General features: G+C 56.3%; 13 protein-coding genes. 4 read left to right on the forward strand and 9 right to left on the reverse strand.

Features of this window, described 5'->3' with window-relative positions; translation table 11 throughout:
* Nucleotides 1-7: 7 nt before the first annotated feature.
* The 4 genes from ACXAE6_RS16575 to ada form a co-directional block, all read right to left on the reverse strand.
* Nucleotides 8-979, reverse strand: a complete 972-nt coding sequence (locus ACXAE6_RS16575; protein ID WP_475151251.1) for an alpha/beta hydrolase — start codon at nt 977-979, stop codon at nt 8-10.
* A 50-nt stretch (nt 980-1,029) separates the two neighbouring features.
* A complete protein-coding gene (locus tag ACXAE6_RS16580; protein ID WP_475151255.1) occupies nt 1,030-2,451 on the reverse strand; it encodes a GTPase/DUF3482 domain-containing protein in 1,422 nt (473 codons plus the stop codon).
* Nucleotides 2,444-3,511: a DUF2868 domain-containing protein gene (locus tag ACXAE6_RS16585; protein WP_475151257.1), complete on the reverse strand. Its 1,068-nt coding sequence runs from the start codon at nt 3,509-3,511 to the stop codon at nt 2,444-2,446. Before ACXAE6_RS16585 ends, ACXAE6_RS16580 begins: the two co-directional genes overlap by 8 nt.
* 210 nt (nt 3,512-3,721) lie before the next feature.
* A complete protein-coding gene (gene ada / locus ACXAE6_RS16590) occupies nt 3,722-4,795 on the reverse strand; it encodes a bifunctional DNA-binding transcriptional regulator/O6-methylguanine-DNA methyltransferase Ada (RefSeq protein ID WP_475151259.1) in 1,074 nt (357 codons plus the stop codon).
* Between the two features lie 148 nt (nt 4,796-4,943).
* On the opposite strand from ada, the gene ACXAE6_RS16595 reads away from it, so the two are divergent.
* Nucleotides 4,944-5,627 (forward strand): YjjG family noncanonical pyrimidine nucleotidase, encoded by a 684-nt coding sequence (locus ACXAE6_RS16595; RefSeq protein ID WP_475151263.1) that lies wholly within the window; start codon nt 4,944-4,946, stop codon nt 5,625-5,627.
* Complete coding sequence (locus ACXAE6_RS16600) at nt 5,620-6,660, forward strand: endonuclease/exonuclease/phosphatase family protein (protein ID WP_475151266.1); 1,041 nt, start codon at nt 5,620-5,622, stop codon at nt 6,658-6,660. The genes ACXAE6_RS16595 and ACXAE6_RS16600 overlap by 8 nt, the downstream gene beginning before the upstream one ends.
* Here ACXAE6_RS16600 and ppsA read toward each other — a convergent pair.
* Nucleotides 6,647-9,019, reverse strand: a complete 2,373-nt coding sequence (gene ppsA, locus ACXAE6_RS16605; RefSeq protein ID WP_475151270.1) for a phosphoenolpyruvate synthase — start codon at nt 9,017-9,019, stop codon at nt 6,647-6,649. The two genes, ACXAE6_RS16600 and ppsA, sit on opposite strands and share 14 nt — an antisense overlap.
* A gap of 197 nt (nt 9,020-9,216) precedes the next feature.
* Between ppsA and ppsR the strand changes: the two genes are divergently transcribed.
* The gene (gene ppsR, locus ACXAE6_RS16610) at nt 9,217-10,041 is read left to right on the forward strand and encodes a posphoenolpyruvate synthetase regulatory kinase/phosphorylase PpsR (RefSeq protein ID WP_475151272.1); all 825 of its coding nucleotides are present in this window, start codon (nt 9,217-9,219) and stop codon (nt 10,039-10,041) included.
* On the opposite strand, the gene cfa is transcribed toward ppsR, so the two are convergent.
* The 4 genes from cfa to ACXAE6_RS16630 all read right to left on the reverse strand — a co-directional run bounded on the left by cfa (nt 10,038) and on the right by ACXAE6_RS16630 (nt 13,505).
* A complete protein-coding gene (gene cfa, locus ACXAE6_RS16615; protein ID WP_475151276.1) occupies nt 10,038-11,240 on the reverse strand; it encodes a cyclopropane fatty acyl phospholipid synthase in 1,203 nt (400 codons plus the stop codon). The genes ppsR and cfa overlap by 4 nt on opposite strands.
* A gap of 166 nt (nt 11,241-11,406) precedes the next feature.
* Nucleotides 11,407-12,045: a gamma-glutamylcyclotransferase gene (locus tag ACXAE6_RS16620; RefSeq protein ID WP_475151280.1), complete on the reverse strand. Its 639-nt coding sequence runs from the start codon at nt 12,043-12,045 to the stop codon at nt 11,407-11,409.
* Nucleotides 12,046-12,048: 3 nt separating this feature from the next.
* Nucleotides 12,049-12,930: an AEC family transporter gene (locus tag ACXAE6_RS16625; RefSeq protein ID WP_475151284.1), complete on the reverse strand. Its 882-nt coding sequence runs from the start codon at nt 12,928-12,930 to the stop codon at nt 12,049-12,051.
* Nucleotides 12,927-13,505 (reverse strand): hypothetical protein, encoded by a 579-nt coding sequence (locus ACXAE6_RS16630; protein ID WP_475151286.1) that lies wholly within the window; start codon nt 13,503-13,505, stop codon nt 12,927-12,929. The genes ACXAE6_RS16625 and ACXAE6_RS16630 overlap by 4 nt, the downstream gene beginning before the upstream one ends.
* Nucleotides 13,506-13,840: 335 nt before the next feature.
* Between ACXAE6_RS16630 and nhaD the strand changes: the two genes are divergently transcribed.
* Nucleotides 13,841-15,097, forward strand: coding sequence for a sodium:proton antiporter NhaD (nhaD, locus tag ACXAE6_RS16635; protein WP_475151288.1), 1,257 nt, complete (start codon nt 13,841-13,843; stop codon nt 15,095-15,097).
* The last annotated feature ends 57 nt before the right edge of the window (nt 15,098-15,154 follow it).

Raw genomic sequence — 15,154 nt, forward strand, 5'->3', positions numbered from 1 at the left:
GAAAAACCTAACCGCGAATACCCTGACGCGCTAAAAACGCCAGAATTTCCTGTCGGGTTTTGGCGGTGTTTTCCGGTGCCAGTAAATCTCCTGCGATCACATGATTGGAATGTCCAACCAGTTCTTCCACCTTGATGCGCTCGCGCTTGGCACCCCAGCGCTGATACACCTTATCGGTATAGCGACTGTCCACAACCTGGTCAAAATCGCTGTAAATAAAAAGTGTTGGAGCGGTCACTTTTTGCATATCGCTGCGCTGAATAGCCTGCACCAACGCCTGCAATTCGTGCAGCACCTTGGTTGGATAGCGCAGTGTCCAATAACGGGCAACAAACTCATTGGGCGCTTCTACCTCACGATAACTGCCAGCGACATAGGGCAGCCAATGACGCGACCAGGGCCAGGTGAACATTCTGGCCGCCCAGAGCCGGATCTTAAAATTCGGCGATACCAGAACCAGGGCAGCCAGTTTGTCCTGGGCGCTGGGTTGTTGCGCCAACCAGGTCGCCAGGGTACCGCCGGTCGAACAACTGAGAATGATCACCTTACGCCCTAACCGGGACGCAATCTGCCAGGCTTCAGCCGCATCTTTCAACCAGTCACCAGCCGTGGCCTCGCCCAAGGCATCACCACCAACACCGTGACCGCTTAAACGGGCGCCATAGCAATTGGCGCCCAGTGACTGTGCCACCTGTTGTGGAATCGGCGCCAGCTCCTGACGTGTGGCGGAAAAACCATGAATATAGAGCACCACATATTCGGTCTGTGCCGGATGATCGGGATCGGCAAAGTCGATGGTCTTTTCGCCACCTGGTACAACATTAAAGGCGGCCTCACTGCGTTTTAACCAGGCCGGCAGTTGATCCAGCTCGATCGGCAGCTCTTCAATCAGCCACTCCAATACGACCTTGGGCCGTGGGCCCAGAAACCAGAGCAGGGCCAACGCCACTATGACCAGGATTATCACGATGGTAGTCACGTTTCAGACTCCAACCTGCATTCGAATGCATTCTAGCAGAGTATTTATATTTAATTCCTTTTGCCGTAACTCTCATTCAAAAGAATATCCATTTGATACCCTATTGTTGAGATCAACGCCGTGAATTGCTCCACCTCGGCTTCATTGAGCGACCGCTTCATCAGCCGGCGCACCCAATACAGCCATTGCACCTGCTGCTTGCGCTCCAGGCCGCTGAGCCAGGTATTAAAGTCAGCCTCGGCCAGGCTGAGCGCATCGCGCCGGGCATGATTGCGCTGGCGCAGTTGATACCAACAGCGCAAGGCACGTCCGATCATCGCCAGCGCAAAGTCCAGATTAGCAATCGGCCCCAACTGCCAGTGCTCGTAACCCGGAACACGAGAAACCCACTGGAAAGTAACGCCATCGCGACCGGCAAAACCACCGGCCAGTCCGCCCAGAACACCGCCACTGATCGCGCCCAGCAACAAAGAGGAGCCACCGACCGCCGCATCGACCGCCAAACCCGACATAGCACCGGCAGCGCCACTGAGCGATGCCAAGCGCGCGCGTGACAAGCCCCAGACGCGCCACTCGCGAGCATCGGTTAAATCCTCTTGCGCCAGCGCCGGCCATTCACTGCGCCAGTCCAGGTCGTGATGACCATAGATGTCCGCCAGACGTTGGCGCAGTCCCTGCTCCAGCCGCTGCAAAGCCTGGTTGTACTGCGCCAGACCCGCCGCGCGAATCTGCTCGCGAGGCCCGGCCATGGGCAGTTGCAATTGCAACCGAAACAGTCGCTCGAAATACAATAGCAAAGCCTCGGCCGCCTGATCGTGGCGCTGTTGGCGTTGCTCAGCCAGCGCATCAACGCCCTGAAGCAGGGCTTCGCGCCAGGGTGGATGCACCTCGGCCAGCGACCGCAGTAACGCCAGATGCTGATCAAAAGGCGCCACCAGCGGATCAAAGCGACGCACCAGAGAAAAATACTGGCTTAACGCTCGTTGCCACTGATCGGCATGACGATCATTGCCAATGGGATTGAGCAACGCCAAACGTGGCTGGGCAGTCCAGGACAATAACTGAAGCTCGGCATCAAAGAGCGCACTGAACGGCTGGCTGACATCGACCACATAGACGATACCGGCGCCCTTTAAGATCGGTTCCAGCAACGCACAATCATCACTAAAACGCGGATCATCCCGATGCTGGTCAACAAAAGCAGCCAGCAAGGCCGGACGTTCGGACGCATCCGCTGCGCGTTCGTTGCACCAATCCAGGATTTGCCGCGCACGCTGAAAGCCGGGCGTATCGACCAGCTCATACAGCGTCCGATCACCGAGCAATAACCGATAGCGATGCGCACTCAGGGTGGTGCCACTGACCGGACTCACCTCAATATGATCGTCCTGCACCAGGGTCGACACCAGACTGGACTTGCCCTGATTGGGATGACCCACCACGGCAAAACGGGGTGCTTTGACGTCAGTCATGGCCCGCCCCCGTCCAGCACAGAGTCACTGGCAAATCGGCCAATTGATGCCGCTCAATAAAGCTACGCCAGTTAAGCGCCAGGTTTAGCGGCTCAAATGACTCGCCGCGCCGGGCCAGCAAATACAGCCGGGGCCTCCCGCCAGCCTGACGATGTTGCAGCAACAGATCCGCCAGATCACCGGTCGGCACCAAGCCTGCCGGACAGTACCAGGCCGACAACGACTGCGCCCGTTCGGCCACCAGGCGTTCATCCTCACGTTGCGACACTGAGCCCAGACGAATGCAGCCGTTGGCGGGTTCAGGACCCGCTACCAGCTGCCAGATAAATCCCGGCTGGTCCGGGACGAAATGCTGTTCTTCAAGCGGCGTTACCGGCGGAGTCGCCACGACGTCAGCGGCATCCAGCGCCTGATAACGCACCGCCTGGTCGGACGGCATCTGGAAGCGGGCACGTAATTGATGATTATGCTGCGGCCAGTGCCGCAAGGCGGTGTTGAAGCGCAGTTGAAAGACCAGCAGCAATAAAACCACCGGTAACAACACCCAGAGCGCCACCACCTGACTAAGCCAGGCGGCCCAGTAATAGGAAAAATCCAGCAGGGATTGTTGCCAGCCAGAGACACTTCCGGCCTGAGAGGCACTGATGATCAACGGGTCCGGTGCGTCCAGCCAGCCCAGCGTCAGCAGTGCCAATCCCTCATCCATAAAGCCACTGACCGCCGGAACAGAGGTGCTCCAATAAAACACAACTTCACGGCTGAGCAGCATTAGCCACAGGGTCGCCAAAGCAGCGAGGGTAAAGGTCAGCTGAGCCAGCAGTGACTGACGCGCGCACCACAAGCCGATCACCCGGTCCTGATGACGAGTCAGCAAAGGCCGCCACCAGGGCGCCCGATTGGCGCTCAACAGCGCGGTGGATTGCCAACACCACAGCAACAGCGGTAACAACCAAAACAGCGCCAAAAATCCGAGCAGATGAATACCGCCACTGGGCCAGACATTCACACCGATCATCGCCAGCACGCCATTAACAGCCGCCAGGACAGGCCAGTAGCGCACCAACCGCAGACGCCTTTGACTGGGTAACGCCCGCGCCTGCTGCAAAAAAGTGGACCAGTCAGTGACTGGTCCAGGCTGAAAATCGGGGTCGGCATCGAGCCAACGCAAGCCGAGGTCGAGTTGATCACTAGCCTTGATGGCGAGGCTCCTTAAAGCGCAGCTAATGGTTATTCAGAAGCTGCTTAAGTGTCGGGCTCAGCGCCACCCAGTTCAAGCCTGATCGGCGGCCTTGGCTTCCTGATCCAGTAATTTTCGCTTGCGCTCAACGCCCCAGCGATAGCCGCTGATCGAACCATCGGCACGAGTGATTCGATGGCAGGGCACCGCCACCGCCAGCTTGTTGGCAGCGCAGGCACCGGCGACGGCGCGACTGGCCTCGGGCCGGCCTAAACGCGCTGCCAACTCGGCATAACTCAATGTCTGACCGGCTGGTACAGTGCGCAGCGCCTGCCAGACCTGGCACTGAAAGGCCGTGCCCTGAATATCCAGCGGCAAGTCCAGATCCAGTTCCGGCTGCGCCAGAAAGGCCACCACCTGCGCCAACAAGTCATCGAAGGCATCACCGGCGGCAATCAACTCGGCCTTGGCAAAGGTGTGCTGCAAACGCTCAAGCAGACTGTCGGCGTCATCGGCCAGCTCGATGCCACAAACGCCTCGTTCGCTGGCGACCACACCCACCCAGCCCAGATGACAAGGCGCCAGCCCATAATGCAATCGCTGCCCCGGTGCACCACGGCGGTAATCGGAGGGTGACATCGACAGCCGCGCCCGTGCCGCCTCGAACAAACGACTGCTGGAACCGTAGCCCGCGGCATAGCTGGCCTCGGTAACGCTGGCGGCGGTCTTCAAAGCGCTTTTCAGACGACCGGCGCGGAACTCCGTCGCATACTGATGCGGGGTTACGCCCATCAGCCGGCGAAACAGCCGCTGAAAATGCCATTGGCTCAGCTCCAGATCGGCAGCCAGATCAGCCAGCGTCGGTGTTGGATCTTCATTTTCCAGCCGCCGGCAGATGGCTACCAAGGCCTGGCGCTGCTGCTGTTCGGGTGTCAGGGCATCCGGCCGACAGCGCTTGCAGGGACGAAAACCCGCGGCTTCGGCAGCCGCCAGCGAATCGAAAAAGCGTACATTCTCGCGCAGTGGCCGGCGCGATGAGCAGCCCGGTCGGCACACCACACCGGTGGTGATGACGGCATAAAAAAATGGCGCCAGGCTATCGAAACGGCGTTCAACGATGGCCGTCCAGCGTTGGTCATCGAGCGAGTCAGCGGTAACAGTCATCATCCTATCTCCTGAGTTCAGCGATCTTGACCCAGACTAATGCGACCAGCAAGCGCCCTCACTCCGAGCCTTGCGCCGCAATTTTTCAAGCTGTCGTCGGCGGCAGTGATTTGCTCTAATACCGCCATCTGTTTACCGATCAGGATCCTCGATGCGCTACGACTGGATCGTCTTCGACGCCGACGACACCCTCTTTGACTTCGGCCAGGCTGAACAGCACGCCATTGGTCGCCTGCTCACCGGCATCGGCCTGGCCGATACCGCCGAACACCGCGAACTCTACTCGGGCATCAACCGACACCTCTGGCAGGAAATGGAACGCGGTGCCATTCGCCCCGACGCCATCAAGCTGATGCGCATTCGCCGGCTGTTCGATGAAGTCGGTGTCGATGAAGCAGCCGAGCCCTGGGCCGAGCGTTTCCTCGACTTTCTGGCCGAAGGTTCCACCTTACTGCCCGGCACCTTGGACACGCTGCAACGCTTGGCCGAACACGCCAGCCTGGCGGTGCTGACCAACGGCCTGACCCGGGTCCAGCGACCTCGGTTGGAACACTCCGGTTTGGCGCCCTTGATCAGTGCACTGGTGGTGTCCGAAGACGTCGGCGTCGGTAAACCTGATCCACGCATCTTCGAAGCCATGAGCCTGTCCATGGGTTCACCGGCACGCGACCGAGTTTTGATGGTCGGCGACCGTTACGAAACCGATATCCAGGGCGGCCGCAATTACGGCTGGGATACCGCCTGGCTAACCCCCACGGTACCGGCCGATCTGGAACCACCAACGCGCCAGATTCAACGTATCGAAGACCTGGCCAGCTGGCTGCTGAATGACTGATCGACTGCGCCTGGCCAGCTATAACGTGGCGCTGAATCGACGCTCAGCCACAGCGCTCACCTCCGAACTCAAAGGCGCCGGCAGTGCGCAATTGCGCGCGCTGGTTAAGGTAATACAGGCGCTCCAAGCCGATGTGCTGGTGCTCAACGAAGTTGATCGCGACAGCGATGCAACCAACCTGGATTTGTTAGCCGAACGCTGGCTGCGACCGGCCGGCCTGGATTACCCGCATCGCTATTTCGCAGCGGTCAATACCGGCGTCGATTCCGGCCGTGATCTGGTCAAAGACGGCCAACAAGAAACCACCCCTTTGGGCTTCGGCGACTTCCCCGGCCAATATGGCATGGCGGTGTTATCGCGCTGGCCCATCGACTTATCTGCCAGCCGGACCTTTCAGCATTTTTTGTGGCGCGACCTGCCGGGCGCCAGCCTGCCCAAACAAGCCGACGGCTCGGATTTTTACCGCAACGATGATCTCGCCGTGCTGCGACTGTCGAGCAAGTCGCATTGGGATTTGGTGATTCAGGCGCCGGGCAGGCCTTTCCATCTATTAGTCAGCCATCCAACGCCACCAGCGTTCGACGGGCCGGAGCGACGCAACGCCCATCGCAACAACGAGGAAATTCGTTTCTGGGTGGAATATCTGAATACCAAGACTGATTCGAAAACCCTGACCGACGATCAAGGTGGTAACGGCGGGCTGGCGGATAACGCGGCCTTTGTTATTGCCGGCGATCTGAACGCCGACCCGGAAGCCGGCGACAGCCTGGGTGCCATTCAAGAATTGCTCAACCACGCCCGACTGCAAGACCCAAAACCGCGAAGCCCAGGCGCGCAACAACGCTGGCCCAAAGGCAATGGCCGACAAACCGCCGACTGGGGACTCAGAGCCGACTATGTATTGCCCTCAACGGAATTCCAGCTGGAACAGGCCGGCGTCTTTTGGCCCACCGATGGCGAACTGGCCGAGGCGGTTCGCACCGCCTCGGATCATCGACCCGTCTGGGCCGATCTAAGCCTCAGCCTTTTTTGACGTGTTCGGCCAAATACAGCCAGGTATCGAGCACCGAATCCGGGTTCAGTGAGACTGATTCAATGCCTTCGTTCATCAGCCACTCGGCAAAGTCGGGATAATCCGACGGGCCCTGGCCACAAATACCGATGTATTTTCCCTGCTTGCGACAGGCCTGAATCGCCATACTCATCAAGCTTTTTACCGCTGCATCGCGCTCGTCAAAGCTGCCCGCCACCAGGCCGGAATCGCGATCCAAACCCAGGGTCAACTGAGTTAAATCGTTGGAGCCGATGGAAAAGCCATCGAAGTATTTTAGGTAGTCGTCGGCCAACAAAGCATTGGTCGGCAGCTCGCACATCATGATGACTTTCAAGCCAGCCTCGCCCGACTTCAGCCCATTATGCGCCAACAACTCAACCACCTGACGGCCCTCTTCGACGGTGCGCACAAAGGGCACCATCAACTGGACGTTATCCAGACCGAGCTGCTCACGCACCCGCTTCATGGCGCGACATTCCAGCTCAAAACAATCGCGGAAACTGTCGGCAACATAGCGTGAGGCACCGCGGAAACCGATCATCGGATTTTCTTCCGCCGGTTCATACAGCGAGCCACCGACCAGATGCGCATACTCATTCGATTTGAAATCGGACAAGCGTACGATCACCGGTTTCGGGTAAAAGGCAGCAGCAATCGACGCCACGCCTTCGACGATTTTCTCGACGTAGAATTCCACCGGGCTGGGATAACCGGCCATACGATGATCAATGCTTTCACGCACCTCCACCGGCACATCTTCGTAGTTCAGCAAAGCTTTGGGATGCACACCGATCATCCGATTGATGATGAATTCCAAGCGCGCCAAACCCACGCCCGCATTGGGCAGCGAGCGGAAATCGAAAGCGCGATCCGGGTTACCCACATTCATCATCACCTTGAACGGCAATTCCGGCATCGCCGATAAATCACTCTCGTCGACGTTGTAATCCAGCAAGCCGGCATAGACCCGACCGGTATCACCTTCAGCACAGGAAACCGTCGCTTCAATGCCGCTGCTCAGCCGCTCGGTGGCATCACCACAACCGACCACCGCCGGTATGCCCAACTCACGCGCAATGATCGCCGCATGACAGGTGCGACCGCCACGATTGGTGACGATGGCGGAAGCCCGTTTCATGATCGGCTCCCAATCCGGGTCGGTCATATCGGTGACCAGCACATCGCCGGCCTGCACCTTATGCATTTCACCGAGGTCATGTATCACCTTAACCGGGCCGCTGCCGATGCGCTGCCCAATGGCACGACCTTCAATCAGCACCTTGCCGTGCTCTTTCAGCGCATAGCGTTCGATCACCGTTGCCGAACCCTGACTTTTCACCGTTTCCGGCCGGGCCTGGACGATATACAACTGGCCATCGCTGCCATCGAGCACCCATTCGATATCCATCGGGCGGCCGTAATGCTGCTCAATGGTCATCGCCTGGCGCGCCAGTTCCTGTACTTCGTCGTCGCTGATGGCAAAGCGCATGCGCTCGTCTTCCGGCACCTCAACGGTCTCAACGGAACGACCGGTTTCAGTGGCTTCGCCGTAGATCATCTTGATCAGTTTGGAGCCTAAATTGCGCCGCAAAATGGCGTCATGGCCGGCTTTGAGTCCTGGCTTGTGGACATAAAATTCGTCCGGGTTAACCGCGCCCTGCACTACGGTTTCGCCCAAGCCGTAGGCTGCGGTGATAAACACCACCTGATCGAAACCGGATTCGGTATCGATGGTGAACATCACACCCGAAGCGCCAATGTCAGACCGCACCATGCGCTGCACACCGGCAGAGAGCGCGACCAGACTGTGATCAAAACCTTTATGCACGCGGTAAGCGATGGCACGGTCGTTAAACAGCGAGGCAAAGACTTCCTTGATCGCCTGCAACACCGCCTCGATACCGCTGATGTTCAAAAAGGTTTCCTGCTGGCCGGCAAAGGAGGCATCGGGTAAATCTTCGGCGGTGGCAGAGGAGCGCACCGCGACCGAAACGTTCGGATTTGCCTCGCTCAGTTCGGCGTAAGCGGCGCGCACTGCGGCTTCCAGTTTCTCCGGGAACGGCGCTTCCATCACTTCAGCGCGTATCTGCTTGCCGGCGCGCGCCAGGGCTTCAACGTCGTCGACATCCAGCGCTGCCAGAGTGGCGTCGATGCGTCCTTTCAGGCCTTCATATTGCAGAAATTCACGATAGGCATCGGCCGTTGTCGCAAAGCCGCCGGGTACTGAGACACCGGCATCCGCCAGGTTACTGATCATCTCGCCCAGGGACGCATTCTTGCCGCCGACCTGACCGACATCACCAATACCGAGATGTTTGAAATCAATGACAAAATCCATCTGCTTACCCTCCCGCCTGGATGGCCGTGTTGTTCTTATAGTGCACTACTCTAGCGGTCAGCCCGATCAATCCAGGCATTTTTTCGTTGAATGTTCGCCATTCGTCATTCGAATAACGATGGTAACTTTCTATAGATGACAATAGCTCAGCAAGAGCGCTACTGTCTGATCTGCGTCAGTCAATGGAAGGATTTGTCATGGTCGCCCGTTCTATTTACTTCATTTCCGACAGCACCGGCATTACCGCCGAGACCGTTGGTTACAGTTTGTTATCGCATTTCGACGGAGTGGAATTTAACGAAACGGTCATGTCCTTTATCGACACCGAAACCAAAGCGCGTAATGCGGTCGATCGCATCGCCCGCAATGCCCGTAACAGTGGCCTGCAACCGATCATCGTGGAAACCATTATCGACCCCAAAGTACGGGCGGTGATCCATGCCAGCGATGCTCATGTGGTGGATGTCATCTCTACCTTTCTGTCACCGCTCGAAAAGCTGCTCGGCCAACCGGCCAATATTCGCATTGGACGACCCCAGGTATCGGCGCATCAGGGGCGTTATCAAAGACGCATCGATGCCATGCAGTTTGCGCTGGAGAACGACGATGGCCGGCGCACTCAGCATTACGATCAGGCCGATATAATTCTGGTCGGCGTATCGCGTTCCGGTAAGACACCCACCAGTATTTACCTGGCCTTACAGGCCAATGTTTATGCGGCCAATTACCCGCTGACGATGGATGACTTTGATCACCCCAAATTGCCACCGGTGCTGCAAAGCCATCGCGATAAACTCTATGGATTGACCATTGCGCCACGCCGGCTGCATCAAATCCGGCATGGCCGCAAAGCCGACAGTGATTATGCTTCATTAAGACAATGCGAAGATGAGGTGCGAATGACCGAAGCGCTGTTTAAGCGCTTCGGCATTCCCTTTATCGATACCACTCAATTATCGATCGAAGAAATTTCCACTCGCATTCTGGTAGACAAACGTCTGCGTGAAAGGACCAGAAACTAGCGCACGCTGCGATACTCACTCCAGTCATTTAACTGGGTAAATACCAGTTGCCACAGCTGACCCTGGCGCGAACGAAAATAGCCGGCACAGGCATGCAAATAATATCGCCACATACGCCGGAAACGTTCGTCGTACTCGGGCAAATCATCCCAGGCTGCATCGATATTTTTTGCCCATGCCATCAACGTTTTATCGTAATCAGGCCCGAAATTATGCCAGTCTTCCAGACGTAAAAGATCAAGACTATTTTTGGTTATTTCTTTACGCGAGGGCACTTTTCCATTGGGGAAAATATACTTATGAATAAAGGGTTCAGGCGCCTTGGTCGTGTATTCGTCGCCGATGGTGTGCAACAAAAAGATGCCGTTATCACTCAATAATTCAGTCACTTTATTAAAGAAGGTGCGATAATTTTTTACACCCACGTGCTCAAACATCCCCACTGAAACAATGCGATCATAATGCCCAGTCAGCATACGATAGTCTTGGAGGATGATTTCCACCGGCAGCCCCTGAACGTTCTCACACGCCAACTTCTGCTGTTCGCGGGAAATGGTTACACCGGTGACTTCTACGCCGTAATTCTCTGCAGCATAAGCAGCCAGGCCACCCCAACCACAACCGATGTCGAGCAACTTCATGCCCGGCTCCAGCTTGAGCTTGCGACAGATCAGGTCGAGTTTGTGCGTCTGAGCATCGGCCAGGTTGTCGGCCTGTGCCCAATAGCCGCAGCTATAGATCATGCGCGGATCAAGCATACGTCGATAGAGGTCGTTGCCAATATCGTAATGAGCCTCACCAACATGAAAGGCGCGTTTAATACTCTGGAAATTGAACAGTTTGAAAGCCACCGCACTGAACACCAACTTCAATTTGGCCAGCCCAGGAACACGCTCATCCAAATGAGCCCCCAATATATGAGTGAACATTTCATCAAGCTGCGCACAATCCCACCAGCCATCCATATAAGATTCTCCCAGGCCAACAGAGCCATCGCGGAGAATGCGTTTATAGAAGTTGGTGTTGTATATCTGGATATCCCATGGCCGGTCGCCATTGATTTTTATATCGGCCAGGGCCAGAAATTGGACAAAATAATCGGGAGGGGTGTGTTCGATGCCGCGTTGCACATTCTGTTGCATCATTGCAACGGTGTCGGCTGTCCCTGCCGGTCTGGTGGTATCAGTATTAGTATCCATTCCGTACTCCTGTATAAATAATTGATACAAGAGCCTCGGTACTGCTAACGACATTCACTCCTTGAACATCGCAAACCGGGGCGTTTCCCCAAGAAAGTTATTCCCTAAAACCCCGCTATTCGAATTAATTCGAGCAATACTGTCAATAGCTGAATCGTACAGCGGTTTAAGAGCCGCTGTTATCCTGCCCGTCCTGTGACTTCAATCGCAATACCAGCGTCTCAATTTCGGCATCGCGGATATTATTTTCCGCTAAATGCCGCGCCATATTCAGCAAATAATCCCGGCTGGAGCCACGGCCACCAGTGGCATGGCGAATCATCTCCACCTTGTTATCCAGACTTGGTTGCACAACCTGCGGATGGCCTTCATTCACCACCATGGTCAGAGCTGCAACGCTGCGTCCATCAGATAGATCAATAGATAACCACATCGGGATATAACAGTCAGTGACCAATTCGCGTGCAATCAAACGCTGCAAGGATGCCTGCAACTGCTGTTCGTCGAGCCGAAAAGCGTGGCCTTCACAACTGCCACCAGGCTGATGGCGAATCCCCAAAACCAGGCCAGGGCGCTCAGGTGACCCACGATGTACCGTTGCTTTGATGCACATTTCGCGACGGTAATGCGCCAGGCTGGCGGGTTGATCTTCGACCACCGCCATCTCCGGATTCCAGATCAACGAACCATAACCAAAGACCCAGACCGGACCGTCATCGGGTTTGTGCTGCAGTACAAAACGTTCAATGGCGGCCAGATCGGTTAAATCCGCCTGCGCCAGAAACGCCTTGGCTCGATGCATCATGATTCAAACTCCAGCCAGTACCCAGGCCAACACCAGCGGCATCACCACCAGACTGGCGGCATTGGCAAACAACACCATGGCAGCAACCTGGTCCGGTTGCTGGTTATAGCGTTCAGCAACCAGATAATTTAACACCGCCGGCGGCAAAGCGCCGAACAGCAATAACATGCCGGCCTGCACCGGCGGCAGGTCGAACATCAACACCAGCGGCCAGGCAATCAGCAGGCCCAATATCGGCGCGGCGATGGCACTGATCATACCAATGCGCCAGCCACTCAAATCGAGTTTGACCAGGCGAACACCGAGCGAAAACAACATTAAAGGCACTGCTATATCGCCCAGCAATTGCAGTGAGCGTACCAACCAGTCCGGCAGGCTGATGTCGAAACCGGCGATCAATAAGCCGCCCACCGCGGCCAGAATCATGGGGTTTTTCAGTACCGCCAGCAAATGAGTACGCGGGTTTAGCAGCCACATCCCAACGGTGAAATGCAGGGTGTTTTCAACGATGAATAAGATCACCGCCACCGGCATATATTGCTCACCAAAGGTAAAGAGGAACAACGGCAACCCCATATTGCCGCTGTTACGAAACATCATCGGCGGCACAAAGGTCTTCCACTGGGCACCGATCATGCGTCCTACAGGCCAGGCCAGCAGGCCGGGTAACAAGGTCACCAGAATAGCCGCCAATGCCAAAGGGCCGAACTGACCCAACTCCAAGGGCCGGGAAGCGAACACACTCAGAATCAGGAAGGGCGTAAACACATCCATATTGATGCGGTTGGCCGCTTCCATATCCGGCGCATGGCGTCGCCCGTACAGATAACCCACCAAAACCACCAGAAAAATCGGTACAACGATGGCGGCAATACGTTCGATCATTGATGAGCCTTAGCGCTTGCAGCGCGTCCCAGGTCATGCACCCAGATCACCCACAACACGGCGAAACTCGCTTCATAGCCTCGCTGCCACAGCCCCGGCCACCAGTCGCGGTGCCAGAACGCCCATTGCAACAGCACAAAGCAGGCCAGCAGAAGACCTTTCAGCAAGACGACCGTTAGATTCAGATTCGGCAAGCGCCAACCGACAATCAGCGCACCGGCGTAGAGCACCCACACCAGGGTGTTGTGCACTAATTGAGTGACTGAGCCATCCAGCGGACAGTTCAGATCACAGGGAAAAACCATGCGGCCAATCAGGCTGGCAGCAAAGGCAATGGTGCCAAAACGCAACCAGGCATCCAGACGTTGTGGTTCCAGCTGTTTGCGCACGGCTTCGACCGTACCCATCCAAAAAGCACCACTGAGCAGGAAGATGCCATTGGCCAGAGAGCGCCCGCTGTGCTCCAGCGCGCCCAGTTCATTAATCAGCTGCGTCGGCACCACTGAGCCCAATGACCAGGGCAACACCACCAATGCCAGTGCCGATAGCCAGCTTAAAAAGATTGCTTTGGTCACAACCACTCCCAGCGCGAAAAGGCAGTAGCTTACCGGCGGGTTGGAGACAGGGAAAGCCAACTCTGCCCAACGCATCATTGCCGCCGGTGCAACGCTTTGACACAGTTCAGCGGAGTGATTTCCACCCGCGCCTTGCGTATAATCCGCGCGCCTTATCCTCTCTTGGTTATCGGCACAGCACCGCGGTATTCGCCGACGGCCGCTGGCAAACGGCGTTGTTTGCCTTCTGGACTTCTTCATCGTGACCTCTGGAATGCCATTCGACTCTGGCTGCCAAGCGCCGCCTTCAGCACGGCACTGTGTCGGTTTAATGTTGCTAGCAGGACCGTCACCTTATGCCTGAATTATTATCACCTGTGTTAATTGCCCTGGCCGTTCTGGCTTTGTTGGGCGTCATTCTGGAAGAAGTCACGCACGTCAATAAAGCCAAGGTCACCTTGTTTTTCGGTACCGTCGCCTGGGTGTTGTTGTACGTCTTTGCCGACACACCGGCGGCCGTTGCCGACGTCACGCGGAACTTCAGCGAGAACCTGGGCGAGATCGCCAACCTCTGGTTATTCCTGGTGGCAACCATGACCTTCGTTGCCTACCTGAACAAAAAAGGCATGATCGAAAACCTGATCTACCTGTTCATGCCCAAGGAAGTCAGCGAAAAAGCGCTGCTGTTTCTCACCGCCATTTTCTGCTTCGTGTTCAGTTCTCTGGCCGACAATATCACCGCCACCCTGGTATCGATGACGCTGGTGTTGTCGTTAAAACTGGAACCGAAAAAGACTGTGCGTTTTGCCACCCTGGTGATCTTCGCGGTCAACTCCGGCGGTGTCGCCTTGATTACCGGCGATGTCACCACCTTGATGATTTTCCTGGCCGGTAAAATTGGTATCGCCGACTTGCTGTCGCTGAGCGCACCGGCATTTATTGCTGTGATGGCGCTGGCCTTTATGCTGTCGTTTGGTCTGAGCGGTCGCGTAGTGATCGAACAAAACCGCCACGATGTGCGCCGTGTCGACATGATCATCGCCGCCATCTTCTTGCTGACCATTTTCGCCACCATCATCGGCAACGCGCTCTATCAATTACCACCGGCGCTGACCTTTTTGTGCGGCCTGTCGGTAATGTTTTTGGTGTCGCGCTTTTTCAACGACGACGAAGATCAGATTCTCGAATTTATTCGCACCATCGAGTTCGAAACGCTGCTGTTCTTCCTGGGTATCTTGTTGCTGGTGGGCATGCTCAAGGAAATTGCTGTGCTGGAAATGATCGCGCATCAGTACAGCGAAGCGCCGTCCTTTATTGCTAACTACGTCATCGGTTTTGTTTCGGCTCTGGTCGACAACGTCCCGCTGACAGCCGCCTTGCTGAAGTCCGATATCGATATGGACGCTACCGCCTGGATGGGCCTGACCTACGCCGTAGGCGCCGGTGGTTCGCTGCTGGTCATCGGTTCAGCCGCGGGTATCGTCGCCATGAGCAAGGTCAAAGAACTGACCTTCAAATCGCACCTGGCATCCATCTGGTTGCTTATTCCGGCTTATACGCTGGGTTATTATCTGGTGTATTTGCTGGGCAGCTGGATGCACGGCAGCGCATAAATTCCGCACTAGAAACCATAAAAAAGGGCGCCGAAGCGCCCTTTTGTTTGGCTGAAA

The organism is Saccharospirillum sp. ABV4_185, assembly GCF_056159245.1.